Below are 24,579 nucleotides of genomic sequence, written 5' to 3'. Positions count from 1 at the left end.
CTCCACCACCCGCGCGACGCGCCATGCGTCGAGTGCGGTCGAGCCCGGGGGATGAGACCCGCCCACCAGCCATCGCTCGTGGGCGGGTCTCGGTGTGTAAGGACCGCTCAGGGGTCGCGGCGCTCAGGCCCGGCACGGCGGTCGGGTCATCCCACGCCCCGGACCCGCCCGGGGACGGCGGCAATGGCCTGACATGCGAAAGCGGCCTCCCGGACGTCCGGGAGGCCGCTTTCGTGGTGGTGCCTACTTGCCCTTGCTGCGCGGGTCGCCGTGGCAGCGCTTGAACTTCTTGCCCGAGCCGCAGGGGCACGGGTCGTTGCGGTTCACGCCCGCGTACTCGTCGTCGGTCTTCTCGCTGTGGGTCTCGACGCCGCCCTCACCGTCGACGGACGGGGCCGAGTACTCCAGCTTCGTCGGACGCTGCGGCTTGTCCAGGCCCTTCGCCTTGATCGCCGGGACGTCCTCCGCCTCCTCCACGTCGTCGGCGGCCTCGTCGGCCTCCTCGTCGGTGTCGGTGGCCGACTTGGCGACCGACACGGGGGCGGCGCCGACCGTCGGCGTCGGCGGCTGCTCCTCCACCTCGACCTCAAGGTGGAACAGGTAGCCGACCGACTCCTCCTTGATGCCGTCGAGCATCGCGTTGAACATGTCGTAGCCCTCGCGCTGGTACTCGACCAGCGGGTCGCGCTGCGCCATGGCCCGCAGGCCGATGCCCTCCTGGAGGTAGTCCATCTCGTAGAGGTGCTCGCGCCACTTGCGGTCGAGGACGTTCAGCACGACGCGGCGTTCCAGCTCCCGCATCACCTCGCCGCCGAGCTCCTCGTCGCGCTTGGCGTAGCTCGTCTGGGCGTCGTCGCGGATCTTCTCGGCGAGCGTCTCGGCGTCCAGGCCGGAGATGTCGCCGTCCGCGGCGTCCTCGACCAGCTCGTCCACCGTGATCGAGATCGGGTAGAGCTGCTCGAACGCCTTCCACAGCTTGGCGAGGTCCCACTCCTCGGCGAAGCCCTCGCCGGTGGCGCCCGCGACATAGCCCGCGACGACCTCGTCGATCATGCTGCGGACCTGCTCGTGCAGGTCCTCGCCCTCCAGCACCTTGCGGCGCTCGCGGTAGATGACCTTGCGCTGCCGGTTCAGGACCTCGTCGTACTTCAGGACGTTCTTGCGGACCTCGAAGTTCTGCTGCTCGACCTGGCTCTGCGCCGACCGGATCGCGTTGGTGACGATCCTGGACTCGATCGGGACGTCGTCCGGGATGTTCAGCCGCGTCATGATCGACTCGACCCGGGCGGAGTTGAACAGCCGCATCAGGTCGTCCTCGAGCGACAGGTAGAACCGCGAGCCGCCCGGGTCGCCCTGACGGCCGGACCGGCCGCGGAGCTGGTTGTCGATGCGCCGCGACTCGTGCCGCTCGGTGCCGAGGACGTACAGGCCGCCGCTCTCGACGACCTCCTCGTGCTCGCCCTCCACGTCCGACTTGGCCTTCTCCAGCGCCTCCGGCCAGGCCGCCTCGTACTCCTCGGGAGTCTCCAGCGGGGACAGGCCGCGCTGGTGCAGCGCGAGGTCGGCGCGGAAGTCGGGGTTGCCGCCGAGCATGATGTCGGTGCCGCGGCCCGCCATGTTCGTCGCGACGGTGACGGCGCCCTTGCGGCCCGCCTCCGCGACGATCGCCGACTCCTGCTCGTGGTGCTTGGCGTTCAGCACCTGGTGGGGGATGCCGCGCCGCTTGAGCATCTTGCTCAGCCTCTCGGACTTCTCCACCGAGGTCGTGCCGACCAGGACCGGCTGGCCCTCCTCGTGCCGCTCGGCGATGTCGTCGACGACGGCCTCGAACTTGGCCTGCTCGGTCTTGTAGACGACATCGGCCCGGTCCTCGCGGACCATCGGCCTGTTCGTCGGGATCGGCACCACGCCGAGCTTGTACGTCTTGTTGAACTCCGCCGCCTCGGTCACGGCCGTACCGGTCATGCCGGACAGCTTGGTGTAGAGGCGGAAGTAGTTCTGGAGGGTGATCGTGGCGAGCGTCTGGTTCTCGTCCTTGATCGACACGCCCTCCTTGGCCTCGATGGCCTGGTGCATGCCCTCGTTGTAGCGACGGCCGTGCAGGATGCGGCCGGTGAACTCGTCCACGATCAGGACCTCGCCGTTCATGACGACGTAGTCCTTGTCGCGCTTGTAGAGCTCCTTGGCCTTGAGGGCGTTGTTGAGGAAGCTGACCAGGGGCGTGTTCACCGAGTCGTAGAGGTTGTCGATGCCGAGCCAGTCCTCGACCTTCTCGACGCCGGACTCGGTGATGCCGACCGTGCGCTTCTTCTCGTTGACCTCGTAGTCGCCGGGGCCGTACTCGTCGACCTGACCGGCGGTGCTGACCAGCTCGGCCCGCTTGAGACGTGGGGCGATCTTGGCGAACTCCGAGTACCACTTGGAGTTCTGCTCGGCCGGCCCCGAGATGATCAGCGGGGTGCGGGCCTCGTCGATCAGGATGGAGTCGACCTCGTCCACGATCGCGAAGTTGTGGCCGCGCTGCACGCACTCCTCAAGGCTCCACGCCATGTTGTCGCGCAGGTAGTCGAAGCCGAACTCGTTGTTCGTCCCGTAGGTGATGTCGGCGTTGTAGGCGGCGCGGCGTTCGTCCGGCGTCATCTGCGGGAGGATGACCCCGACCTCAAGGCCCAGGAACTGGTGGACGCGGCCCATCCACTCGGCGTCGCGCTTGGCGAGGTAGTCGTTGACCGTGATGACGTGGACGCCCTTGCCGGTCAACGCGTTCAGGTAGGCGGGTAGGACGCAGGTCAGGGTCTTGCCCTCACCGGTCCGCATCTCGGCGATGTAGCCGACGTGGCGGCTGCTGCGCTGACCTGCGTCGTCGGAGGCGCGCTTCTGGTCGTCGGCGGCCCGCTGCGTGGTCATGTGCAGGGCCGCGCCGCCCATGATCTGGACGTCGAAGTGGCGCTGGCCGAGGACCCGGCGGGCGGCCTCGCGGGCGGTCGCGAACGCGAAGGGCAGGAGCTCGTCGAGGACCTGACGCTCAGCGTCCTTCTCGTCCTTGCCCTTGTCGACGAGCTTCGCCACCTCCTCGGCGAACTCCTCCTTGAACTTGTCGGTCTGCTCGCGCAACTCGGCGTCGCTCATCTCGAGGTAGTCCTCCTCGATCGAGTTGACCTGATCCGCGAGCTTTTTGAGCTTGCGCAGGACTTTGCCCTCGCCCGCACGAAGGATTTTGTCGATGACTGGCGGCACTCTCAGAGGCTCCTTGCAGATCGTGGTTCGCCGCTCCAGCGGCGCGCACACCACATGTACGATGCCATCGTAGGCGAGACCCAGAATGGTCTACGTCACCCCGCAGCGCAATCCATAGCGGCCCTCGTTTGACGCTCGGCGCCACGGAGAGGATCTCTTCCACAGTATGTGGAGGGGAGACACGGTGTCCGAACACTCGCAGTCCGAGGAGTCGCACGGGTCCCACGCGGGTCGCCCCGGGTCATGGGTCGCCGTGGGCATCATCTTCGTCGGTTTCGTCGTCGGTGGCGTGGCGCTGTGCACCGGCCCGTTGTGGATCATGTTCTGGATCGGGGCCGGGATCATCGTCCTCGGCATGATCATCAGCGGTTTCGTGCATCTGTTCGCCGATGTCGTCGTGGACGCGCCCCGGGTCATGCCGGAGATCGTCGACTACTCCCTGTTCGGTTCCCGCTCCGCGCGGCGCCGGGGCGGTCCGGCGGGTGAGGCTTTGGACCGTCCCATCGCGACCGACCCGCAGCAGACGCCGCACGGCTGACGGGCGTCCCGGGGTCGGCGCGGACCCGTTCCGGCCACGCCGCCAACATAGGTCGATAACCGACAACCCTTACATTCATAACAACAAGCCCGAAACCCCCGCCCATTCCGGACGGCGCGCACCCACCTCCGTCCGCGCGCCCGGCTGAGCGGACTCGCTCGCGTCAGGCCGGGGTGGCCGCCTTCAGCGCGGACTCGACGAGGGGCGCCGCCAGATCGGTCCGCTCCACGCGGACGTCGTCGCAGCCGACCCAGGCGGCGGCGCGCCACAGGGCCGTCGCGAGCGCGGCGGCCGACGTCTCCGTCCTGGCCGCCGTGCGGACGGCCCACGGTTCCATCGACACCTGGCGGGCGATCAGGGTGCCGCCCTGTCTGGCGGGGTCGACCCGTCCGAGGATGCGGCCCCCGGCCAGGAGCGGCATCGCGAAGTAGCCGTGGACGCGCTTGCCCTTCGGGACGTACGCCTCAAGCCGATGGTCGAACCCGAAGACGCGTGACGTGCGGGCCCTGTCCCAGACCAGAGAGTCGAACGGGGACAGCAGCGTCGTGGCGTGCCGACCGCGCGGGGCGTCGGCGAGCGCGTCCGGGTCGGCCCAGGCGGGTTGCGACCAGCCCGCGACCGTGGCGGGGACGAGCCCCGTCGCGGCGACCACCCGCTCGACCTGGTCCTGCCTGACGCGGTAGTAGTCGGCGAGGTCGCCTCGGGTGGCGACGCCGAGGGACCGTCCGGCGCGGCCGACCAGCTCGGTCAGGCAGGCGTCGTCGTCGAGGTCGCGGTCGCGGAGCGCGGCCGGGACGGCGCGCTCGGCCAGGTCGTACACCCGGCGCCAGCCGACCCGCTCGACGCAGACGACCTCGCCGATGTCCAGCAGCCACTCGATGCCGATCTTGTGGTCGCTCCAGTCCCACCAGTCGGCGCTCGCCTTGGCGCCGCCCAGCTCCCTGGTGGTCAGCGGCCCGTCCGCCTCCAGCCGGGCGCGGATCTCGTCGCAGACGCCCTCGGGAACCTTGTGCCAGCGCCAGCCCCGCCGCAGGTAGGCGCGGCGGCGGAACGCGAACAGCGGCCAGTCGGCCATCGGCAGCACCGACGCGGCGTGCGCCCAGTACTCGAACGCCCGGTACGTGCTGGCGCCGTCCGGGGCCCAGTAGGCGGCCTCGACCGCGCCGCGCCCGACCGCCCCGAGCCGGGCGTACGGAACCAGCTCGTGGGACCGTGCAAGCACCGAGATCGTGTCGAGCTGGACGGCGCCGAGCCGCTCCAACATCGCCGGCACGCCGCCCTTGCGCCACGCCCCCAGAAATCCCTGGGCGCGCAGCTGGAGCCGCCGTGCCTCGTCCGCGCTGAGCCGTACCGTCTCCACCACGCCCGCGATGCTACGTCACAACACCGACAAAACCGGATGACCGGTCTCACCAGTCGGCGCGGTCGGGGTCGGGGTCGGGGTCTGGGGCGCGATCAGGTGATCTCCAGGAGCTTCTCGCGGACGGCGTAGACGACGGCCTCCATCCGCGAATGGAGTTGCAGCTTCTCCAGGATGTTGCGGACGTGGTTCTTCACGGTGTTCTCGGAGATGAACAGTTCGCGCGCGATCTCGCGGTTGCCGAGACCGCGGGCGACGAGCCGCAGCACCTCCATCTCGCGGTCGGTGAGCCGCGGCGCGGGCACCTGCTGGGTGCGCTCCTCGCTGCGCTTGGCGAGGGCCGCGAACTCGGTGATCAGCTTGGACGCCATCGACGGGCTGATCAGCGACTGCCCGCCGTGCACGGCGCGGACGGCCTGCGGGACCTCGTCAATCGAGATCTCCTTGAGCAGGTAGCCGCTGGCCCCCGCCTTGATCGCCTCGAAGAGGTCCTCCTCCTCGTCGCTGATGGTCAGCATGACGATCTTGGCGCTGGGCGCGGCGTCCTTGATGGCCGTGCACGCCTCGATGCCGCTGCGGCGCGGCATCCTGATGTCCATCAGGACGACGTCGGGCAGCAGGTCGCCCGCCATCTCGACGGCCTCGTGCCCGTCGCCGCCCTCGCCGATGACCTCGATGTCGTCCTCGCCTTGGAGGACCATTTCCAGACCCCTGCGGAACAGTGCGTGGTCGTCGACGATGAGCACGCCGATCGGGTCGGCCGTCCCGGCCGGCCGGGCCGCCTCCCGCCCGGCGGGGTCGGCGCCCGCCTGACGGGGTACCGCCGCGGCGTCGCGAGTCTCGGGATTCTCGCCCACCAGAGTCGCGGCGTGGAGGAACGCCGCTTCCCCCCTTCGGTATTCAGCGATGTGGACCACCGGAGTCGTTGTGCTCCGACGGGTCGTCCACGGGAACATACGGGTTCCCGGGGCCAACCCGGGGGATTTCGGGCCGGGGTGTCCCCCGGTGAACTGCCGTGCGTCCCGGGAGGTTCCCGCATGGCCCGCGGGTCCGGCGACCCGCGGCCGGTGACCGGGTGGGTCCGGCACGGTCGACGCCGTACCGGATCGTCCCCGAATCACCGCGTCCGCGGATCGGCTGGTACGCCTTTTCAGATCATGACATGGTTCGGACGGTCACGTGACGCGAGTGCGGCATCACTGAACACTCTTCGTCCCGGTAGGCGGCTTGGATCCCCCTCCGGACGCGGAACGCTCACTCCTCGACGAGCCTGATGACGCCGTAGTCCCAGCCTCTCCTTCGGTATACGACCGAGCTGTGCCCGGTGGCCTTGTCGCGGTACAGGAAGAAGTCGTGGCCAACGAGCTCCATCTCCAAGAGGGCCTGCTCGATGCCCATCGGCTCGGCCTGGTGGAACTTCTCGCGGACGATGACGGGGCCATCGCCGTCCATGGGGATCGGAACGAGATTCTCCTCGGGGAAGACCCGCACGGGCTCCCGCTCCGACAGGACCTCGGGTTCGGGTTCCGGCTCGGGGGGCGGCGGCGCGACGGCCTCGGGAGGCTCGGGAAGGGTCTCCGCGATCTTGGCGCGTCCCTTGCCGTGCCCCTTGCGCCGTTCGGAGTCGCGGCGCAGCCGTGACTCCAGCTTGTCCAGCGCCAGGTCGAGGGCGCCGTAGCGGTCGTCGGCGGCGGCCTCGGCCCGGATCACCGGGCCGCGGGAGCGGATCGTCAACTCGACCCGTTCGCGTTGGTCGGCCTGCCGTGGATTACGTTCCTCGGACACCTCCACATCAACGCGGATGACCTTCCGGTCGAGCCGCTCGATCTTGGCGAGCTTGTTGTCGACGTGCCGACGGAACCTGTCGTTGACGTCGGTGTGCCGGCCCCTCACGGTGATGTCCACGCGGGACCCCCCTTCTCCCGGTTCTACTCAGGGCCTTCCCGGGGTCCTGGACTGAACACCCCTCGTCCACGGTGGCCCGCACCACTGTGCGGACCGGACGAAGGGCGTTCGCCGCCCCGGATGGGCGCCACAGGACGGTGGGTCGCACCCGCCCGGCCGACCTGGTCTTCGTCCCCACATCCGCCTGCTGAGGGTCTCGCGGCGCTTTCGCCACTACTGCCCTTCTCCCTGCTCGGGGGATGTCGGATCCCTCGACGGGGCAGGACTTACCTCTAAGGCGCACCGTGATCGGTCGACGAGAAGTCGCCTTACGTGGGCCGTTTCGCCTGCGCCTGGCATCGGCTAGCCGGACCGCCTGTCGTGCATCTGGCGAGCACTGCGATCCGACGCAACCACGGACCCGGGCGGGTGCCATGCCACGAACGCTAACCCCTTACGCGACGAATGTCAGGGGGGTGGGCCAAGGAAATACTCACCGACCGTCATCGAAGCCCCGTCCGACGGTCACCTCACCACCCCAACGACTACACAAGGTAACTACCAACACGTCTCGCCCCCAACCCGAAGGATCTCCACCAACGACCCACCCGCCCCGGCCGTCAAGGGGGGCGGTGGCGGGGGGTGGTGGCGATCGTGGCGGTGGCGGTGACTTTCGCGCCCGCGGTGTGGAGGGCTCGGGCCGCTTCGGACAGGGAGGCGCCTGTGGTGATGATGTCGTCCACCAGGATCAGGGGACGGTCGGCGAGGTCGGGGCGGGTTGTCTGGAGGGCGTTGTGGAGGTTTGTTGTGCGTTGGGTGGCGGTCAGGCCCGCCTGGTCCATCACTCGCTTTCGGTGTTTCAGGGCGTTGAGGGCTGTGGCGGAGACGCCGTCTTCGCGGAGGCGTTGGAGGGCTATCGCGACCAGTGCGCGTAAGGGGTCGTGGCCCCGGCGTTTGGTGGCGGCACGGGCGGAGGGCACCCAGACGATCGTGTGCGGCGGGTCTACGTCTGCCACGGCCTTGTGGAGGGACGTGGCGAGCGCTTCGCCCAGAGGGACGGCGAGGGCTGTGCGCCCGTGGTCCTTGTAGGCGGGCAGGATCTTTCGTAAGGGGCCCTCGTACGCGGCGACGGTCCAGGGTGGCGGGAGGCCGTCCGGGGCCGTGCTCGCGGGTCTGGCGGGGCCTCGGAGGGGTGTCGCGCAGCCGTCGCAGAGGACGACGGGCTCATCGCCGCACGCCACGCAGCGCTCGGGGAGAAGCAGGTCGAGCAGGTCACCGAAAATGCTCATGGCACCGACGATGGCGGCTCTGCGCGGGAGCCCTCCCGGGATTCGGCGATTGTGGATAACCGGCTAGCCAGGGTAGTTGGGGTCCTTGGCGGCGGTGGGGCAGATCCACGGGCTGTAGGAGTTGCTCGGGGCGTGCTGGCGGCAGATCTGGTCCTTGCCGGACGAGCGGGTGCCGATGAGGATCGGGGCCCCGGGCGCGGCGGCGATCGTGCGGGGCTCGCCCAGGGAGCCGACGCCCAGCGGGGTGATGGCGCTGCCGCTGATCGGCATCAGGAACGGGAGGGTCTGCGAGTCGCGTTTGGCGCGGCCGAGGACCGCGAGGGTGTTGTAGTCGCGCCACGCGAAGTCGACGGCGTCCTGGAGGTCTGAGCTCACGGGCAGGAAGGAGCCGACGTCCAGGGAACCATCGGGGGCGTGCGCGATGCGGCCGATCTGGACCTGGGAGCGGCCGTCGATGTGCGCGATGACGGCGGCGCGGACGCCGTCGCGGGCGAGGCGGAAGGCGCGGACGTCGCGACCGCCAAGACCCCAGTGCGCGGAACGGACGGCACGGCTGCCGCGCGGACGCACCCACAGCCACGACTCGTCCTTCTTGCTCTCCACCACCCACAACGTCCCGTCGCGGCTCCAGGTCGGGGCTGTGAAGCGGGCGCCCGCGTGGGCGGTGAGCAGCACGCGGGGCGTCGGCGACCCGCTCACGGGCGCGGCGACGAGAACCTGGTCGGCCGCGGGGCTGAGCCCGGCCAACTCGCCGTAGTCGGGGGCGATGGCGGGACGGGACAGGCGACCGGCGGCACCGGTCACAAGGGCCTGCGCACGATCGCCCTCCAGAGGGCCGATGAAGCTGGACGGCCCGACGACATAGGCGTTCGGGTGGTTCTCGCCATGCGGCACCTGACCGTCGGGCGAGTTGGCGTCCCAGGCGTGCACCGGCTGGATGGGTTCCATGCCGTCGGCCGTGACGGTCTGGCCCTCGATCTGGAGCCGCCAGCTCTTGATCTCCGACAGCTGCCGCATCGTCCAACTGAGTTGCGCCGACATCTGTTCGATGCTTCCGGCGCGGGCCTCTTTGCTGAGGTCGACGGTGGCGATGTCCTTGTCGACGTGGACGCCGCGCAGCAACCGGGTCCCGGTGGGGAAGGCGTTGCTGACGGCGCCGTTCAACCAGGACGTCGGACCGTCCAGCAACGCTTGGACGAGCTGTGTCGGCAGGGTCTGCCGGTTCACCACCGGTAGGAAGATGCCGTTCGGCACGAGGGTCTGCTGGTCGGGCGCGAAGAAGAACAGGTTGACGGTGCGCAGAGCGCGATCGACGTCGTCCTTGGACAGGAGAAGCCCGGATTTGTCGTCGATGGGCAGGCCGGTGATGCGCCACACGCCCTGCGACGTCTTCGTGAGCTGGAAGGTGGCGACGAACTCGCGCGAGGACGCGGTGTACTGACCGTCGGACGTGATGGTGCCGAGTTCCTCACCAGTGACCTTGACCGTCGCCTGCGCGCCGGACGCCCGGACGATCTGCGGGTCGGTGATGCGGGTCGTCAGAACGGTCACCGACGGGCGCAGCCCCGGGTTCCAGGAGTTCCGCGCGCCGAGGTACATCTTGGCGACCTTGTGGTCGTCGTCGAAGCTCGCGGACGCGGCCAGGAACCCGGAGACGATCTGGGCCGGACCCCACTCGGGACGCGGTTTCACCGGAATCAGCCGCACGTACGGGTCGTCGACGCGCTCGTCGCGTTCGGCGGGCTTGCCGGTGACGACCTGGCCGCCGCTCGGCACGGTCGCGCACCCGGCACCGAGGAGGAGGACCGCCCCGGCGAGGAGGCACAGGATCCGCCCGTGCGCCGCGCCCGTCACTCCCCGGCCTCCAGTTCCGCGAACAACGGACGCGCGTCACCCGCCCCTGGAGGGACGAGCGGGAGGGGGGAGCCCCGGAGTTCGGCCCCGGCCACGCGAGGCAGCGAGAGACGGAACTGGGAGCCCGCACCGGGCTCTCCCCACGCCTGGAGCCACCCGCCGTGCAGCTGCGCGTCCTCCCGGGAGATCGCCAGGCCGAGCCCGGTGCCGCCGGTGGTGCGGGCGCGGGCGGGGTCGGCGCGCCAGAACCGGTCGAAGACCAGCTGGCCCTCGCCCGGTTTGAGGCCGACGCCGTGGTCGCGGACGGAGACGGCGACGGCGTCGCGGTCGGCGCCGACGGACACCACGATGTCCTCGCCCTCACCGTGCTCGACGGCGTTGACGAGCAGGTTCCGCAGGATGCGCTCGACCCGCCGCCGGTCGACCTCCGCCATGCACGGTTCGCCCGGCAGTTGCAGGACGACCTTGCTGCCCTTGCGTTCGGACAGCCCCTGGATGTCGCCCACGACGCGCAGGACGAGGTCGCGCATGTCGAGGGACTCGACGTCCAGCGTCGCGGCGCCCGCGTCGTGGCGGCTGATTTCCAGGAGGTCGGCCAGTAGGGACTCGAACCGCTCCAACTGGCTCTGCAACAGCTCCGCGGAACGTCCCACCGCCGGGTCGTCGAAGGTGTCGCGGTTCTCGTAGAGCATGTCGGCGGCGATCCTGATGGTGGTCAGGGGTGTGCGCAGCTCGTGGGACACGTCAGAGACGAACTGGCGTTGCACCTGCGACAGGTCTTCCAGCTCCCCGATCTTCTCCTGGAGGTTGGCGGCCATGTCGTTGAAGGACCGGGCCAGGCGCGCGAGGTCGTCCTCACCGCGCACCCTCATCCGTTCTTCCAACCGCCCGGCGGAGAGCCGCTGCGCGCCCTGCGCGGCCAGCCGCACCGGTATGACGACCTGGCGGGTCACCAGCGAGGCGATCGCCGCCAGAAGCAGCACCAGGACGACGCCCACACCGGCAAGGGACCGCCCCACGTTGGTGAGGGTTCGCTGTTCCTCCCCGAGCCGGAACAGGTAGTACAGCTCGAACTGGCCGGTCTTGCCACCGACGATGAGACCCCGCTCGGACGGACGGTCGTCGATGTAGGACAGCTCGCCATACGTGTAGGCACGCGAACCGGCGGGCGCGCTCTTCAGCTCCTTGCGGAGCCGCAGCGGGACGCTCTCCGGACGCAGTTCGTTGGTCGTGTACCCGTCGAAGTACTGCTCCGTGGTGTCGCGGATATAGACCTCGTACAACCCGGACGGGCCGCTGCGGGACTTCAGCCGCTCGATCGTGGAATTGAGCCTGCTGCCGTCCCCCGGTGTGTTGCCCAGGTCGCGCTGCACCTGCGCCAAGCCGTCGTCCAACTGGAGGCGCGCCGCCTTGACCTTGCCGTCCATCAGCGCCGACGACACCTGCTGCATCAGGAACATGCCGAGGATGGCCACGACGATCGCCGAGATGAACAGGGTGGACGTGACGATGCGTACCTGGATCGAGCTGCGCCACCGCGCGTACCCGCTCCCCACCGCGCCGCGCAGGACACGCCGGACCGCCCGCAGGACGCGCCTGACGAACCGCATCGCCCTCCTCACATAGGCGTTCATGAGAGGTCCGCGGTACGGCGTGGTCTCGGAGGCGTGGCTCCGGGAAGGTGCTGGACGGTCATCGGCGTGTCACGAGGGGAATACGGCCCCGGCGAATTACATCGGCGGCATGAATGACTACACGGTGGTTCGTGGTCGGGGAGGTCAGGCGGGACCGGCCTTGTAGCCGACGCCGCGCACGGTCACGACGATCTCGGGCCGCTCCGGGTCTTTCTCGATCTTGGCGCGGAGCCGCTGCACGTGCACGTTCACCAGGCGCGTGTCGGCGGCGTGCCGGTAGCCCCAGACCTGCTCCAACAGCACCTCGCGGGTGAACACCTGCCGGGGCTTGCGGGCCAGTGCCACCAGGAGGTCGAACTCCAGCGGCGTGAGCGGGATGTGCTTGTCGCCGCGCTTGACCGAGTGCCCGGCGACGTCGATGGTGATGTCGCCGATCTGGAGGGTCTCGGGCGCGGGTTCGTCGGTGCGGCGCAGGCGGGCGCGGACGCGCGCCACCAGCTCCTTGGGTTTGAACGGCTTGACGATGTAGTCGTCGGCCCCGGATTCCAGGCCGAGGACCACGTCCACCGTGTCGCTCTTGGCGGTCAGCATGACGATCGGCACGCCGGACTCGGCCCGGATCTGGCGGCACACGTCGATGCCGTCCGCCCCGGGCAGCATCAGGTCGAGCAGCACGAGGTCGGGCCGGGTCTCCCGGAACGCCTCGAGTGCCTTGTCACCGTCGTGGACGAACGAGGGCTCGAAACCCTCGCCCCTCAGTACGATGCCGAGCATCTCGGCGAGCGCGAGATCGTCGTCGACGACCAGTACACGTCCTCTCATGGCCCTCATCGTCACAAAGTCGGGGTTCGGTGGAGTGAATGCTCAGGCGGCGCGATGCTCCGGCCCCACCTCGCCAGGAAGAGACAAGCCTTGGCGTGCAAGGTTACCCGCGTTCGTGCCGTACTTGGCGACCCTCGATCAGGTACGCCGCACGGAATTGCATTCCCGGCGTCTCGCCCGTGACAGGATGACCTGACCGCCAGAGATCGCAGGGAGCCACCAGATGACGGGACCGGACGGCCGGGACGACGCCCCTGACGCTGCCGGTGACACCCTCGGTGAGGCTGCCGGTGACGCCGACGACATCGGTGTTCAGGGCGTTCCGTTCCGCCCCATGTCCATCTCGGAAATGCTGGACGGCGCCATCGCCGGAATCCGGCGCCGCCCGCGCACCTCACTGGGTCTCGCCGTGGGAATCAGCACGGTCATCCAGGTGATGAGCTCGGTCGCCGCGTATTTCTTCATCGGCGACGAGGCCCGCGACGAGGTCACCCCCGACGTGCTGATGGAGTCGCTGGGCGCGCAGCTCACGCTGACCGTCATGGGGCTGGTGCTGTCGGCCTGCGGGATCCTGCTGCTGTCGGGCCTGCTCGCGCCGATCCTCGGCCGCGAACTGGTGGGCATGCCGATCGCGCCGCGTCAGGCGTGGCGGGACGCCAGGCCACGGTTCGGTGGCCTGGTCGCGACCGTCGCGGCCGTCATGGGCATCTCGCTGCTGGCGCTGGTGGTGCCGACGCTGCCGTTCGCCCTACTGATCGTCACCGACGCGCACGCCGTGTTGGTCGTCCTCGCCGGGATCGTCGGGTTCCCCATCGGCATCGGGCTGATGGTGTGGCTGTATCTGCTGTTCGTCTTGGCCGTTCCCGTGGTCGTCCTGGAAGGGCGCACGGTGGGTGGTGCGTTGCGCCGCGCGGTGACACTGTCCAAGGGCCGCTGGTTCCGGACGTGCGGGACGCTACTGCTGGCCTTGCTCGTCACCGTGTTCATGGGCTTCTTCGCCTTGCGGATCCCGTTCGTGGTCGTGCAACTGGTCTTCTTCGGCGACTCCACGGGCAACGACTCGACGATCGGGGCCCTCGCCGTGGACACGGTCGGACGGATCGTCAGCTGGTCGGTCGTCCTGCCCTTCGACGCCGGTGTGATCGCACTGCTCTACATGGACCGTCGGATGCGCCGCGAAGGCTTCGACCTGGAGCTCCGCACCAGAGGACGCTCCACTACCGCGCCCACGACCGCGCTCACCACGCCGCCCACCGCGCCGACCGCTGAGAGCGACGGCGAACAGGCGGAAGGCTTCATCGACCTATGGCGGACGGGCCCATTGCCAGCCCGCCCAGGCACGGGAGCGAATCCATGACGCGCCTTTCCCCCCTCCTCCATTCGGCCCTGCCCCATTCCACGGGGCTCAATTCCGCCGTTCTCGACCCGGTCGGCCGGGACGAGGCCCGCGAGATGGCCCGCCGCGAGCTGGAGAAACAGATCTACCAGCGCGACAAGCCGTCCTGGCTCGAACGCCACTGGGACGAGTTCGCCGAATGGCTCCGGGACCTGTTCAGCAAGTCGCCCACCCCCGACTCGCAGAGCAGCGGCAGCGGCTGGATGTCGATCGTCGTCATCATCGCGGTCCTGGTCATCGCGGCGGCGCTGGTCGCGTGGCTGATGCGGGGCCGCCGCAACCTGCGCTCCCGCACCGACCCGCTGCTGGGCGACGAACCGTCCACCGCGCTCGACCACCGGACCACCGCCGAACAGCACGCGCAGGCCGGGCAGTGGGCGGAGGCGATCCGCGAACGGCTCCGCGCGATAGCCCGCGACCTGGAGGAACGAGCGGTTCTTCCGGCGCGTCCAGGACGCACCGCCGACGAGCTGGCGCAGGAGACGGGCGAGGCCGTCCCGCAGCTCGCCGACGACCTCCGCGCGGCCGTCCAGATCTTCGACGACGTCTGGTACGGCGACCGTCCGGGCACCGCCGACGGGTACGCGCGGGTCAAGGACGTGGACGAGAAGCTGCGCGCGGCGAAGCCGAAGCCGCTGGAGGCCGACGAGCTCACACCGGCCGGAGCCGGTGCGGACGGGGGCCCGCGATGGTGACGACCCAGGCGTCACCGCCGAGCGCCCAGACCGGCGAGCCGTCCGCGCGGCAGGTGGCGGGCCGCCGCTGGCGATCCGCGCGCGGCGTGGTCGCGGTGCTCCTCGCCATGGTCGTGGTCGCGGTGATCCTGGCCGCGCTGCGCCCCACGACGTCGCCGCAGGGGCTCGACCCGACGTCCCCGAAGCCGGACGGCAGCCGTGCCCTCGCCGAACTGCTCAAGCAACGCGGCACGCAGGTGACCGTCGCCAGGAACGCCGAGGACGCCGCCTACGGCGCCGACCCGGGATCGCTCGTGGTGGTGACCCGCACCGAACGGCTCACCAACGACGACCTGTTCATGTTGAGCAATCGGCAGGTCGACCTACTTCTCGTCCAGCCCACATCGTTCGCGCTAGACGAGTTGGCCCCGCAGGTGCGCAAAGATGGTTCGGTGTTCGGTGGCGCCGACCCAGGTTGCTCCCTGGACGCCGCGACCAGCGCGGGCAAGGTCGCGTTCCATGACTCCGACACCTACAAGGTGACCGGCGCCGCGACGCAGTGCTACGGCGTCGGGGACGGCAGCGCGAGGGTCGTCCAGGTGCGGAGCAGTTCCGGCACCGTCACCGTGCTCGGCTCGACGGCGCCGCTGACCAACCGCCGCCTCACCGAGGAGGGCAACGCGGCGCTGGGCATGAACCTGGCGGCGGGCACGGGCGCGTCGATCGTGTGGCTGATGCCCGACATGCCCGAGTCCGGGACCGGAGCGGGTCAGCAGTCGCTCAGCGATCTGCTGCCCTTCGGCGTCAAGCTTTTCTTCCTCGAACTGCTGGTCGCGGTGCTGCTGGTGGCGCTGTGGCGGGCCCGCCGCCTCGGCCCGGTCGTGGCGGAGGCGCTGCCCGTCGTCGTCCGGTCCGCCGAGACGGTCGAGGGCCGCGCCCGCCTCTACCGCGCCGGACGTGCCCGCGACCGGGCCTCCGACGCGTTGCGCTCCGGCGCCCGCGAACGACTCGTCCCGCTGCTCGGCCTCCCCCGCGGCCGCGCGCAGGATCCCGCCGCCGCGCACGAGATCGTCACGGCGGTGGCCCGCCGCACTCCCTACGACGAGACGTACGTGGGCGCGGCCCTGTACGGTCCTGAACCTTTGGACGACGCCGGGCTCATCGCCCTCAGCGACGTCCTCGACGACCTGGAAAGGCAGGTACGCCAGTCTTGAACCACCCAGTAGATCTCGGGAAGGACGACGTGCCCGGCGACAACTCCGAGAACGCGGAGAGCATGGTGAGCGACACTCCGCCGGGCCCGTCCGGCGAGGCCCGGCAGCAGAGCGACGTCGCCCGCGCCGCGCTGACGGCACTGCGCGGCGAGGTCGCCAAGACGGTCGTCGGTCAGGACTCCGTGGTGACCGGTCTGGTCATCGCGCTGCTGTGCCGGGGCCACGTGCTGCTGGAGGGCGTCCCGGGCACGGCGAAGACGCTGCTCATCAAGACGCTGTCGCGCGCCCTCGACCTGGACTTCAAGCGCGTCCAGTTCACCCCCGACCTGATGCCCGGCGACGTGACCGGCTCCCTGGTGTACGACAACCGGACGGCCGAGTTCGAGTACCGCGAGGGTCCCGTCTTCACCAACCTCCTGCTCGCCGACGAGATCAACCGGACGCCCCCCAAGACCCAGGCCTCGCTCCTGGAGGCCATGGAGGAACGTCAGGTCTCCGTGGAGGGCACCGCGCGTCCCCTGCCCGACCCGTTCGTCGTGTGCGCGACGCAGAACCCGATCGAGTACGAGGGCACCTATCCCCTGCCGGAGGCCCAGCTCGACCGGTTCCTGGTGAAGCTGACGGTGCCCGTCCCCACGCGGGACGAAGAGATTGCCATGCTGCAACGGCACGCGGCCGGTTTCGACCCGCGCGACCTGTCGGAAGTACAGCCCGTCGCGGGCGCCGCCGAACTGGCCGCCGGACGGGCCGCCGTCCGGGCCGTCCACCTCGGCCCCGAGGTCGCCGCCTACGTCGTGGACCTGTGCCGCGCGACGCGCCAGTCCCCGTCCCTCCAACTCGGCGTGTCACCGCGTGGCGCGACGGCGCTGCTGGCGACGTCCCGCGCCTGGGCGTGGCTGTCGGGCCGCGACTACGTCACGCCCGACGACGTGAAGGCGCTGGCCCGTCCGACGCTGCGGCACCGCGTCCAGCTCCGGCCCGAGGCCGAGCTGGAGGGCGCGACCGCCGACGGCGTGCTGGAGGGCATCCTCGCCCACGTCCCCGCGCCCCGCTGACGGCGCCGCGACCATGGCACTGACGGGACCGACATGGCACTGACGGGACGTCTCGGGCTCCTCGCGCTGCTCAGCGCGGTGATCCCGCTGTTCGCGCCGAGCTGGTGGACGCTGCTGATCGTGTGGGGCGTCCTGCTGCTCGGCGTGCTCGCCGACCTCACCCTCGCCGGGAACGTGCGCGCCCTGCGCTTCCACCGAACCGGCGACACGAGCGTCCGCCTGGGCGGCACGGCGCAGGTGTCACTGATCGTGGAGAACCTCGGCCGACGCCGCCTCAAGGCCCGGCTGCGGGACGTGTGGCCGCCGAGCGCCGGAGCGACGCCCCGCACCGTCCGGGTGGACGTGCCCGCCGGTGAGCGGCGGCGCGTCGAGATGAGCCTGACGCCGACGCGACGCGGCGACCGCAAGGCCGTCACCGTCGTCGTCCGCTCCGTCGGGCCGCTCGGGCTCGCCGCGCGGCAGCTCTCCCGCCGCGCGCCGTGGACGGTCCGCGCCCTCCCGGCGTTCCCGTCCCGCCGCCACCTGCCCGCCAAGCTGGCGCGGCTGCGCGAGCTGACCGGCGCGCACGTCGCGCTGATCCGCGGGCAGGGCACCGAGTTCGACTCGCTGCGCGAGTACGTCGACGGCGACGACGTCCGCTCCATCGACTGGCGGGCCACCGCCCGCCGGGGCGACGTCGTGGTCCGCACCTGGCGTCCCGAACGTGACCGCCGCATCTACCTGGTACTCGACACCGGCCGCACGTCCGCGGGCCGCGTAGGCGACATCCCCCGCCTCGACTGCTCGATGGACGCCGCGATGCTGCTCGGCGCCCTCGCGTCCCGCGCCGGTGACCGCGTCGACCTGCTCGCCTACGACCGCCGGGTCCGCGCCCGCGTCGAGGGCGCGTCCAGAACCGACCTGCTCCCCGCGATGGTCCACGCCATGGCCCCCCTGGAGCCGGAGCTGATCGAGTGCGACGCCGCCGGAATGGTGTCGACGCTGATGGCCCGCGTCCGCCAACGCTGCCTGGTGGTCCTCCTGACGGAACTGAACACGGCCGCGATCGAGGAGGGCCTCCTCCCCCTCCTCCCCCAGCTCACCGCCCGCCACCTCGTCATGATCGCCGCGGTGTCCGACCCGCGCGTCCAGGAGATGGCGGCCGCCCGAGGCGACCTGGCCTCCGTCTACGACGCCGCAGCCGCCGAACGCGCCCGCGCCGAACGCGGCCGCCTAACCGCCGAACTACGCGGCTACGGCGTGGAAGTCGTGGACGCGCCCCCAGGCGACATAGCCCCCGCCCTAGCCGACGCCTACCTCGCCCTCAAAGCCGCCGGACGCCTCTGAGTAACCCACAGTGCCCGGCGAGATTGTCTACGCCTGACACACGTATCCATACGTCTCCAGCCCCTCGGAAACGTAGAGCCCTTCGGCAGCACTACCCCGCGATGCCTGTAGAACCTTGACCTCGGCCTCTCGGGTGCGGCCCCAACTCATCGACGCCCGCCACAGGTTCCGGCCGTGGCCGAGTCCACGATAGGCCGGGTGGACGGCGAAATAGGCGGGTTGTTGAATGGTTCGACCGTCCGGACCCGCGACGGTCGACAGCGGTCCGACCGCGCCGACGACCCGATCATCGACAACTGAGACGAGAGTGGGCCCGTCTCGCTGTCCGGACTTCATCCGCTGATAGAGGAACTGGAAGCCCTCCGGTCCGATCTCGTCCGCGAAAGCACCGAAGGTGTCGGCCACAGGACAATCGGCGAGAACCTGGATCCCATTGCAGAGACGGTCATCGGCGGAGGAGAAACGCTTGACCATCACCCTGCCGCTTGCACCGTCGGAGCGATCGGAGAACCAGATCACCCTGTTGCCGGCTCCCACGCTGTGGCACTTCGCCAGCCGTTCCCCCAAGCACACCAGCTCGGGCAAGTCGGGTTCGGTCGCACCGTAGTAGTAGAGCTTCACCAGTCCGCCGCCACGCGTACTCAGCGCGGGCACGATCGTCTCCGCAGCCGTGTGAACGATGTCCCCGACGAGGACCCATTCATCCTTCGTGGCCGCCCACCGGCGGTCTTTGTCAAACGGGAGGAAGCGTCCGGAATGCGCGACATCAAGCACGGCATCGAACAGTTCGGCGCAGACCGCCTCGGGCGGCATGGGCCCAAGGGTCGGGACGAATGGGGCGTGCATCACGGGCTGAAGCCAGTCCCACCGAAACCGCATGTCCCGTAGGTTACCGAGGCCCGAACACACGAGACCCCGGATCGCGAAAGCGGTCCGGGGTCTCATCCGCGAGGCTAGAACGGGTTGTCGTCTCCAGCCGCGCAGGAGCAGAGATTGCCCTCCGACAGGTCGTCAACGTTGGCGATCAGGGTCAGGCCTGGCGGCTCGATCGCAACCGGCACGGCCGGAGGCGTGAGGGCCACGGTCGACGACTCGACCGTATCCGACAGGGCCGGGACGGTAAGAGTTTCGGCGGTCATGTAGGAGTCTCCTTCTCACGGTGCTGGCAATACGTGGCCAAGGGCGCCTTGGCCTTGCGGTAGAGCTGCACGAGCGGCATACAGGTACCGCAGGTTCCCTGGAGCTCACAGCCGGTGCAGCCGCCCTGCCGAAGCAACAGGGAGTCAGCGATCGCGCCGAGGCCACGCAGCCCCTCGACGCCTTCGGTGATCAGGTCGATGTTCGGTTCGCGCCCGACTTTGCAGATGGACGCCTTGCCGAACGGGTTGACATGGAAGAACGTGTGCCCGGCGTTGCAACCGGTGAAGGTCTTCCGCTTCCGCAAGAGTGGGCGGTGGACTGGGCCGGGAGCGTTTCGTCGCCGCCGTAGATCGTGGGCACCATGTTGGTGTACTCGTCCATCGGTGCGCCGATCCGCTCGGCCAGTCCGCGCATCAGCCCCACCTCGTCAGCGTTGTCCTGGGTCACGATCATCGACAGCGCGAGGGGCAGCCCGGCCCTGTGCGCGGCGGTGATGCCCTTCGTGAACAGCCGGTAGGCGCCCTGCCGGCCCGTCGTCCTGTCGTAGCTCTTCTCCGTCCCGCCGTAGACGCTGACGGTGATCCGGTCGGGCGGGCGCTTCGTCAGTAGCTCAAGCACCCTCGGTAGAGAGAGCCGTGAGCCGTTGGTGAGCAGAGTGATCATCATGCCCAGGTCGTACGCGGCCTCGTAGGTTTCGACGAACAGCCTGTCCACCATGGGCTCGCCGCCCGTCAACTGGAGCCAGAGCACCCCAGCGTCCCGAAGGGTGTGAAGGAGCTTGACCCGGTCCTCCATCTCCAACCCCTCGAACTTCTTGACGCCGAGGTAGCAGTGAGGGCACTCGTAATTGCATCCGAGGTTCACCTCCCACGACGCCCGCCCGTATCCCAGTCCCGGGTCGGCGCGGACCAGCACTGACGGAGCGATCGGCTTGCCGTCAAGCCGTACGCCCCACGCCTCGCGCGCGGCGGCGGTCAGCCAGATCGGAGCCGGTGCGTCGTGAGCGGCCCCGACAAGGTCCCTGTATCGGTGGGCGGGCATTGTCGCACCCGCCTTGCTGCCCGGCTTCACCATGACGTAGCGCCCCATGTAGGGACTAACGATGAACTCATGCATGGGAGTCCTCCGCTTGTAGCTCGCAGTAAGGAAGCCGACCTGACACCGCACGATGCTGATCATGATGTCGGGCCGGTCGCGCCGCACAACGTTGTTCTGTCACCTGGCTCGACCTTGACGCAGGGCAATGCGGAGAAACCACAATCGTGCAGAACCTTGCAGCGGTTTCTCGTTTTAGGAGTACCGCTCCGAGGCCACGCGGATCAGCACGCGGGACTCGTGACCGAACACCGCAAGGTCGGCGAGAACGTCGAAGGCCCTTTCGTAGGTCTCGATCTCGGACCGCTGAGCGACGGTCACTTCCGCCGTGAGGAGTTCGGTGATCACCCGTTCGGCATCGTAGATCCAGAAGGATTTGGGCACCCAGAGACGACCTGTCCGGTCTGTGGAGAAGGGAATAATGCCCACCAGAACGTTGGGCCACTCGGTGACGGCCGACAGGTGGTCGAGCTGCTCCCGCATCACACCTGGGCCACCGAAACCTACCCTGAGCGCGGCTTCTTCAATGAGGAAGACGAAGGTCCGAGCACCCGAGCGCAGAACACGCTGCCGGTCCAACCTGGCCGCAACAGCTTCGGGTAGGTCATTCCGGAGATTCTTGAACGCTATGATCGTTCGAAGCATGGCTGCGGCGTAGCCCTCAGTCTGAAGCAGCCCCGGTATAACGCTGGTCTCGTAGATCCTGAAGCGCTCGGTACGCTCCCAAAGCGGGACGTAGGAATCTTGAATGCTCCGCAGCCCTGCTCTCTCTCGCCGCCGCCATTCGATGTAGGCCGAGGAAACGCTCAGCATCTTCTGAATTAGGTCGTCCGCTCGCCCCGGAGCGCCGCAGTACGCGCACCAGATACGGATATCATCCACACTCGGGGAGGTGACGAGCGTCAAGATCTTAGACGGCTTCGAAACATCCCACCCGGCATGGCGCGCCAGCTCAGCCCCGGACGAACCCGACCGCTTGAGAAGCTCGCGCAGCTCGTCGGCGAGCGCTTTGCGCGCCTGCTGCACCGGCGAATCTGGCGGTGGCCGCCGAGGGTAAAGACGGCCAGGTTGTTTGGACGGCATGGCGGACGGAGTCAGGGGTAAATCAGATCGCGAATTCCTCGTGCGGCGTCGCCAGCTCCCATAGCGCTTCGAACGCCCCGCTGATGGCCTTTGCGACGAGGACCTCGTCGGTCAGGAACCTGCCGTTCGGACGGCCGTCGCCGTCGAACAGGTTGAACATGATCCGCTCGCTGTCAACCAGCCAAAAGTCATTCGACGGCGCGAGCAGACCGGCGGCTTCGTGCCGAGGCAGCCAACGAACGCTCTCGCCCGCTTCGACGGTCTGCCACGTGCCAGCGTGCTCGAACCGGATGTATTCGGTTGGGGGCAGCGATACGACCCGGAGCCGCCGAACGATCACACCACGCTGGACGGTATCGGCGATGAGGCCCTGCCAGTAGCTCTCGCGTGGAGGGCGCGGCCTGTCCTGGTTCTCACGCCAGAGGCGGTATGCCGGGCTTTCAGTGTCCACGTTGTAGCTGTCCCGGAGTTCGAGATGGTCAAGCCTCGAAGAGGCCGACTCGAAGAGCTCTGTCCAGCCTTCACGGTCCAGCAGTGGGGGAAGCTTCTCCAACTCCATCGCACCTTTCCAACTCGTCCAGTGCCCGGCGCAGCGCGGGGATCATTCGACCTGGCACGCGGATGACCGTTTCGTGACCGGGCACCGGCCGGAATAGTTTCTCGACTTCCTTCACGGTCTCACCGTCGGCAGCCCACGACTGCATCACGATCTCTCGTTTGACACGGTCGATGAACACGGTCGGCGACTGGCCCTCTTCGCTGTCCGGGTCGGTCCCTATGAACTCTAGAGGCATGTTCGTCTCCAAATTTTCACATCACCGCAGGGTCACACGAATCCCTCACGTCCGGCACCGGCCTCGAAGTATCCCCCGTTCCTTCCCGGCCGCCATACATGTCTGCTGCTCATCGGAAGGGTTCCTTGTCGTTGAAGGTGACCTCGGCAGGCACGTCTTGGGGAAGGAGGGTGCCGCGCATTGCCAGGACGAGCCTTGCATGCCGGACTCGCGCCAAGGCTCTGAGGCGTTCGGGACCGGGGATGATGTCCGACGTCAGCCACGAGCCGTACACGCGCAGGACGGCGCGCTGGTAGAGCGAGTCGGCGGCGATCTGCTCGGGAGTCATGGCACGGTCCACTCCGCAAAGACGGTCTTGCCGCCCTCTCGGTCGTCATGAACAACACCCCAGCGGGTGACGAGTTTCCCGACGATGATCAGTCCTCGGCCACCCAGCACCTCCAGGCCGGGACGGCACACCACCGGCAGCGTGGCATCGCCGTCCCAGACCTCCACCACGCATAGGTGACCGTCCAGGTAGGCGTCCACTCGGACTTCATCAGTGCCCGCGTGCCGGATCGCGTTGGTGATCAACTCCGAGGCCACCACCCGCACCAGATACTCATCCACCGGCCAGTCCGCCGCGATCCTGGCGACGTGATCCCGAGCCATCTTGATCTTTTCCATGTCCGGCTTGAACGCGATCATCGAGTGTTCCCTTCTCGGGGCGGAATCCCCTGGGAACGGTGGATTCGGGGCGCCACTCCGGCCAATTCCCTCCGCGCTCGTGCGTGCCTTGTGTGGTGGCCCCATGCCAGGTATCACCTCGCCGAACAGGTATTTATGCTGTCGGCCCAAGGATGCGCTCCAGAGGGTTAGTATTTCTACGTTCCTGGAACGTCGGTCAACAACAAGGATCATGGAATGCCACAACCTCGGGAGTCGGTCAACCAGCAGAAAGCCACCATCGGCCAGCAGGGATACAAGCGGCGGACCCTGGATCCAGCACGCTCACTCTGGGATCTAATCTCTGTGGAGTTGCGCAGGCAGATCTACGCGCAGAGCACGTCCCAAGCGCGCATATCGGAACATCTGGACTGCACACGCTCACACGTCACACGGCTAGTGAATGGGACACGCCGCCTATCTCCGACACATGCCACAATTCTCGATAATTTGTGGCAACTGCGAGGGCTTTTCACGCATCTGGTGGCCCACGCACTTGCGCGTCCTGACGACGATTGGCTCACGTCCCTGGCGGCATACGAAGCCACGGCGACCCGCATCCGCACGTGGGACCTCGGAGCCATCCCAGGACTGTGGCAAACACCGGACTACGCACGCGCGACGTTTGAAACGAGCGCACGCGGCGGGGCTGCTCGCGGATCTGGACACGGCACTTGCTGTCCGGCTTGAACGCCAGACCGCCGTGTGGGACCGTCCGAACCCTCCCCGCGTCTCCGCCGTCCTGTCGTGGATGACACTCGCAACCGCACCTGGCGACGGTCAGATCATGGCTGGGCAACTTGCGCATATCCTGACACTTGTTGAGCGCCCAGGCGTTAGCGTGCGGGTTGTCGGTCAACACATGGGATGGCACATCGGCCACGACGGGTCGTGTCAGCTTCTCACCGTGGGTGCCGACATGGCATTCGCGGAAGCCCCTGGCATGGTCGGGCACCTCGTCCTCGACCCGGATCGCGTGGAGCGCTACGCCCGACGCATGGAACAAATCAGTGATCTAGCCTCGAACACGGTGGACAGCCGTGAAATGATCGAAAAAGCGATGAGGTCCTACGCATGATCAAGTGGCGCAAGGCGAGCAGGAGCACATCCGAAGGTGGGGCGTGCGTGGAGGTGGCGAAGTTTCATGGGGCGGTAGCTGTGCGGGACAGCAAAGACCCGGACGGCCCTGCATTCGCACTCCCCATATCTGCCGCGCGGACACTGCTGGAGACTGTCAAGCGCGGAGAACACGACGCCCCCTGACGCACCGCACGCGACGAGTACGGCACCGGCTATGGCTGTGCTGTGTCGGGATCATCTCCGCGTAGGTCGAGGGCGCGCGCCGATCGGCGCGCGCCTTCGCGCGTGGTGGGCCGATGGATCCACCTCCGGGAGAGCGGGGACGCCCCACCGAACGTGACCGCCTTGCCAGCGCCTACCTAGCGCTCAAGGCCGCGTGCCGTCTGTGACCCTACCGAT

General features: G+C 68.7%; 25 protein-coding genes. 9 read left to right on the top strand and 16 right to left on the bottom strand.

What is annotated here, in order from left to right:
- Positions 1-243: 243 nt before the first annotated feature.
- Entirely contained in the window at positions 244-3,237 is a 2,994-nt protein-coding gene (gene secA, locus ABD808_RS21940; RefSeq protein ID WP_344899590.1) for a preprotein translocase subunit SecA, read from the bottom strand.
- A gap of 184 nt (positions 3,238-3,421) precedes the next feature.
- Between secA and ABD808_RS21935 the strand changes: the two genes are divergently transcribed.
- Positions 3,422-3,775, top strand: coding sequence for an HGxxPAAW family protein (locus ABD808_RS21935; protein WP_344899588.1), 354 nt, complete (start codon positions 3,422-3,424; stop codon positions 3,773-3,775).
- A 163-nt stretch (positions 3,776-3,938) separates the two neighbouring features.
- Here the strand turns inward: ABD808_RS21935 and ABD808_RS21930 are convergent, their stop codons facing one another.
- The 7 genes from ABD808_RS21930 to mtrA form a co-directional block, all read right to left on the bottom strand.
- The gene (locus tag ABD808_RS21930; protein ID WP_344899586.1) at positions 3,939-5,138 is read right to left on the bottom strand and encodes a winged helix-turn-helix domain-containing protein; all 1,200 of its coding nucleotides are present in this window, start codon (positions 5,136-5,138) and stop codon (positions 3,939-3,941) included.
- Between the two features lie 92 nt (positions 5,139-5,230).
- On the bottom strand, positions 5,231-5,887 hold the full coding sequence (locus ABD808_RS21925) for a response regulator (RefSeq protein ID WP_344900177.1): 657 nt from the start codon (positions 5,885-5,887) through the stop codon (positions 5,231-5,233).
- Positions 5,888-6,389: 502 nt separating this feature from the next.
- The gene (gene hpf / locus ABD808_RS21920; protein WP_344899584.1) at positions 6,390-7,040 is read right to left on the bottom strand and encodes a ribosome hibernation-promoting factor, HPF/YfiA family; all 651 of its coding nucleotides are present in this window, start codon (positions 7,038-7,040) and stop codon (positions 6,390-6,392) included.
- 599 nt (positions 7,041-7,639) lie between these two features.
- Positions 7,640-8,308: a ComF family protein gene (locus ABD808_RS21915; RefSeq protein ID WP_344899582.1), complete on the bottom strand. Its 669-nt coding sequence runs from the start codon at positions 8,306-8,308 to the stop codon at positions 7,640-7,642.
- 63 nt (positions 8,309-8,371) lie between these two features.
- Positions 8,372-10,162 carry an LpqB family beta-propeller domain-containing protein gene (locus ABD808_RS21910; RefSeq protein WP_344899580.1) on the bottom strand — a complete coding sequence of 597 codons (1,791 nt, stop codon included), beginning with the start codon at positions 10,160-10,162 and terminating at the stop codon, positions 8,372-8,374.
- Positions 10,159-11,772 (bottom strand): MtrAB system histidine kinase MtrB, encoded by a 1,614-nt coding sequence (gene mtrB, locus ABD808_RS21905; protein WP_344899578.1) that lies wholly within the window; start codon positions 11,770-11,772, stop codon positions 10,159-10,161. The genes ABD808_RS21910 and mtrB overlap by 4 nt, the downstream gene beginning before the upstream one ends.
- Positions 11,773-11,940: 168 nt before the next feature.
- On the bottom strand, positions 11,941-12,618 hold the full coding sequence (gene mtrA, locus ABD808_RS21900; RefSeq protein WP_067453668.1) for an MtrAB system response regulator MtrA: 678 nt from the start codon (positions 12,616-12,618) through the stop codon (positions 11,941-11,943).
- A 223-nt stretch (positions 12,619-12,841) separates the two neighbouring features.
- Between mtrA and ABD808_RS21895 the strand changes: the two genes are divergently transcribed.
- From ABD808_RS21895 to ABD808_RS21875, 5 genes are all read left to right on the top strand, one after another.
- Positions 12,842-13,975, top strand: coding sequence for a hypothetical protein (locus tag ABD808_RS21895; protein ID WP_344899573.1), 1,134 nt, complete (start codon positions 12,842-12,844; stop codon positions 13,973-13,975).
- On the top strand, positions 13,972-14,709 hold the full coding sequence (locus ABD808_RS21890) for a DUF4129 domain-containing protein (protein WP_344899571.1): 738 nt from the start codon (positions 13,972-13,974) through the stop codon (positions 14,707-14,709). Before ABD808_RS21895 ends, ABD808_RS21890 begins: the two co-directional genes overlap by 4 nt.
- Positions 14,703-15,902, top strand: coding sequence for a DUF4350 domain-containing protein (locus tag ABD808_RS21885; protein WP_344899569.1), 1,200 nt, complete (start codon positions 14,703-14,705; stop codon positions 15,900-15,902). The genes ABD808_RS21890 and ABD808_RS21885 overlap by 7 nt, the downstream gene beginning before the upstream one ends.
- 62 nt (positions 15,903-15,964) lie before the next feature.
- Positions 15,965-16,957, top strand: coding sequence for an AAA family ATPase (locus ABD808_RS21880; protein WP_344900175.1), 993 nt, complete (start codon positions 15,965-15,967; stop codon positions 16,955-16,957).
- Between the two features lie 33 nt (positions 16,958-16,990).
- Positions 16,991-18,283, top strand: coding sequence for a DUF58 domain-containing protein (locus tag ABD808_RS21875; protein ID WP_344899567.1), 1,293 nt, complete (start codon positions 16,991-16,993; stop codon positions 18,281-18,283).
- Between the two features lie 27 nt (positions 18,284-18,310).
- Here the strand turns inward: ABD808_RS21875 and ABD808_RS21870 are convergent, their stop codons facing one another.
- From ABD808_RS21870 to ABD808_RS21835, 8 genes are all read right to left on the bottom strand, one after another.
- A complete protein-coding gene (locus ABD808_RS21870) occupies positions 18,311-19,096 on the bottom strand; it encodes a GNAT family N-acetyltransferase (protein ID WP_344899565.1) in 786 nt (261 codons plus the stop codon).
- Positions 19,097-19,236: 140 nt separating this feature from the next.
- On the bottom strand, positions 19,237-19,422 hold the full coding sequence (locus tag ABD808_RS21865) for a hypothetical protein (RefSeq protein ID WP_344899563.1): 186 nt from the start codon (positions 19,420-19,422) through the stop codon (positions 19,237-19,239).
- A gap of 190 nt (positions 19,423-19,612) precedes the next feature.
- Positions 19,613-20,539 carry a radical SAM protein gene (locus tag ABD808_RS21860; protein ID WP_344899561.1) on the bottom strand — a complete coding sequence of 309 codons (927 nt, stop codon included), beginning with the start codon at positions 20,537-20,539 and terminating at the stop codon, positions 19,613-19,615.
- 174 nt (positions 20,540-20,713) lie between these two features.
- Positions 20,714-21,544, bottom strand: a complete 831-nt coding sequence (locus tag ABD808_RS21855; RefSeq protein ID WP_344899559.1) for a helix-turn-helix domain-containing protein — start codon at positions 21,542-21,544, stop codon at positions 20,714-20,716.
- A 79-nt stretch (positions 21,545-21,623) separates the two neighbouring features.
- On the bottom strand, positions 21,624-22,160 hold the full coding sequence (locus ABD808_RS21850) for a DUF6879 family protein (protein WP_344899557.1): 537 nt from the start codon (positions 22,158-22,160) through the stop codon (positions 21,624-21,626).
- On the bottom strand, positions 22,123-22,395 hold the full coding sequence (locus ABD808_RS21845; RefSeq protein WP_344899555.1) for a hypothetical protein: 273 nt from the start codon (positions 22,393-22,395) through the stop codon (positions 22,123-22,125). The genes ABD808_RS21850 and ABD808_RS21845 overlap by 38 nt, the downstream gene beginning before the upstream one ends.
- Positions 22,396-22,504: 109 nt before the next feature.
- Positions 22,505-22,723 (bottom strand): hypothetical protein, encoded by a 219-nt coding sequence (locus ABD808_RS21840; RefSeq protein ID WP_344899553.1) that lies wholly within the window; start codon positions 22,721-22,723, stop codon positions 22,505-22,507.
- Positions 22,720-23,082 carry an ATP-binding protein gene (locus ABD808_RS21835; RefSeq protein WP_344899551.1) on the bottom strand — a complete coding sequence of 121 codons (363 nt, stop codon included), beginning with the start codon at positions 23,080-23,082 and terminating at the stop codon, positions 22,720-22,722. The genes ABD808_RS21840 and ABD808_RS21835 overlap by 4 nt, the downstream gene beginning before the upstream one ends.
- Before the next feature lie 216 nt (positions 23,083-23,298).
- On the opposite strand from ABD808_RS21835, the gene ABD808_RS38565 reads away from it, so the two are divergent.
- The 3 genes from ABD808_RS38565 to ABD808_RS21825 are packed head-to-tail and all read left to right on the top strand — an operon-like array spanning position 23,299 to position 24,363.
- Positions 23,299-23,790, top strand: coding sequence for a Scr1 family TA system antitoxin-like transcriptional regulator (locus ABD808_RS38565; RefSeq protein ID WP_425548960.1), 492 nt, complete (start codon positions 23,299-23,301; stop codon positions 23,788-23,790).
- On the top strand, positions 23,726-24,178 hold the full coding sequence (locus ABD808_RS21830) for a Scr1 family TA system antitoxin-like transcriptional regulator (RefSeq protein WP_344899549.1): 453 nt from the start codon (positions 23,726-23,728) through the stop codon (positions 24,176-24,178). Before ABD808_RS38565 ends, ABD808_RS21830 begins: the two co-directional genes overlap by 65 nt.
- Positions 24,175-24,363 carry a DUF397 domain-containing protein gene (locus ABD808_RS21825; protein ID WP_344899547.1) on the top strand — a complete coding sequence of 63 codons (189 nt, stop codon included), beginning with the start codon at positions 24,175-24,177 and terminating at the stop codon, positions 24,361-24,363. The genes ABD808_RS21830 and ABD808_RS21825 overlap by 4 nt, the downstream gene beginning before the upstream one ends.
- Positions 24,364-24,579 lie beyond the last annotated feature (216 nt).

Origin of the sequence: Actinomadura meridiana (assembly GCF_039537545.1) — a bacterium.
Taxonomy (GTDB): Bacteria; Actinomycetota; Actinomycetes; order Streptosporangiales; family Streptosporangiaceae; genus Spirillospora; species Spirillospora meridiana.
Note: the sequence above shows the minus strand (reverse complement) of the source record. Positions and strands in the feature narration are given on the sequence as shown.

Coding starts and splice junctions, on each gene's coding strand:
- ABD808_RS21915 (WP_344899582.1), bottom strand. CDS start 8,308: ATGAGCATTTTCGGTGACCTGCTCGACCTGCTTCTCCCCGAGCGCTGC.
- mtrB (WP_344899578.1), bottom strand. CDS start 11,772: ATGCGGTTCGTCAGGCGCGTCCTGCGGGCGGTCCGGCGTGTCCTGCGC.
- mtrA (WP_067453668.1), bottom strand. CDS start 12,618: ATGAGAGGACGTGTACTGGTCGTCGACGACGATCTCGCGCTCGCCGAG.
- ABD808_RS21895 (WP_344899573.1), top strand. CDS start 12,842: ATGACGGGACCGGACGGCCGGGACGACGCCCCTGACGCTGCCGGTGAC.
- ABD808_RS21890 (WP_344899571.1), top strand. CDS start 13,972: ATGACGCGCCTTTCCCCCCTCCTCCATTCGGCCCTGCCCCATTCCACG.
- ABD808_RS21885 (WP_344899569.1), top strand. CDS start 14,703: ATGGTGACGACCCAGGCGTCACCGCCGAGCGCCCAGACCGGCGAGCCG.
- ABD808_RS21880 (WP_344900175.1), top strand. CDS start 15,965: ATGGTGAGCGACACTCCGCCGGGCCCGTCCGGCGAGGCCCGGCAGCAG.
- ABD808_RS21875 (WP_344899567.1), top strand. CDS start 16,991: ATGGCACTGACGGGACGTCTCGGGCTCCTCGCGCTGCTCAGCGCGGTG.
- ABD808_RS21870 (WP_344899565.1), bottom strand. CDS start 19,096: ATGCCGCCCGAGGCGGTCTGCGCCGAACTGTTCGATGCCGTGCTTGAT.
- ABD808_RS21865 (WP_344899563.1), bottom strand. CDS start 19,422: ATGACCGCCGAAACTCTTACCGTCCCGGCCCTGTCGGATACGGTCGAG.
- ABD808_RS21860 (WP_344899561.1), bottom strand. CDS start 20,539: ATGCATGAGTTCATCGTTAGTCCCTACATGGGGCGCTACGTCATGGTG.
- ABD808_RS21850 (WP_344899557.1), bottom strand. CDS start 22,160: ATGGAGTTGGAGAAGCTTCCCCCACTGCTGGACCGTGAAGGCTGGACA.
- ABD808_RS21845 (WP_344899555.1), bottom strand. CDS start 22,395: ATGCCTCTAGAGTTCATAGGGACCGACCCGGACAGCGAAGAGGGCCAG.
- ABD808_RS21840 (WP_344899553.1), bottom strand. CDS start 22,723: ATGACTCCCGAGCAGATCGCCGCCGACTCGCTCTACCAGCGCGCCGTC.
- ABD808_RS21835 (WP_344899551.1), bottom strand. CDS start 23,082: ATGATCGCGTTCAAGCCGGACATGGAAAAGATCAAGATGGCTCGGGAT.
- ABD808_RS38565 (WP_425548960.1), top strand. CDS start 23,299: ATGCCACAACCTCGGGAGTCGGTCAACCAGCAGAAAGCCACCATCGGC.
- ABD808_RS21825 (WP_344899547.1), top strand. CDS start 24,175: ATGATCAAGTGGCGCAAGGCGAGCAGGAGCACATCCGAAGGTGGGGCG.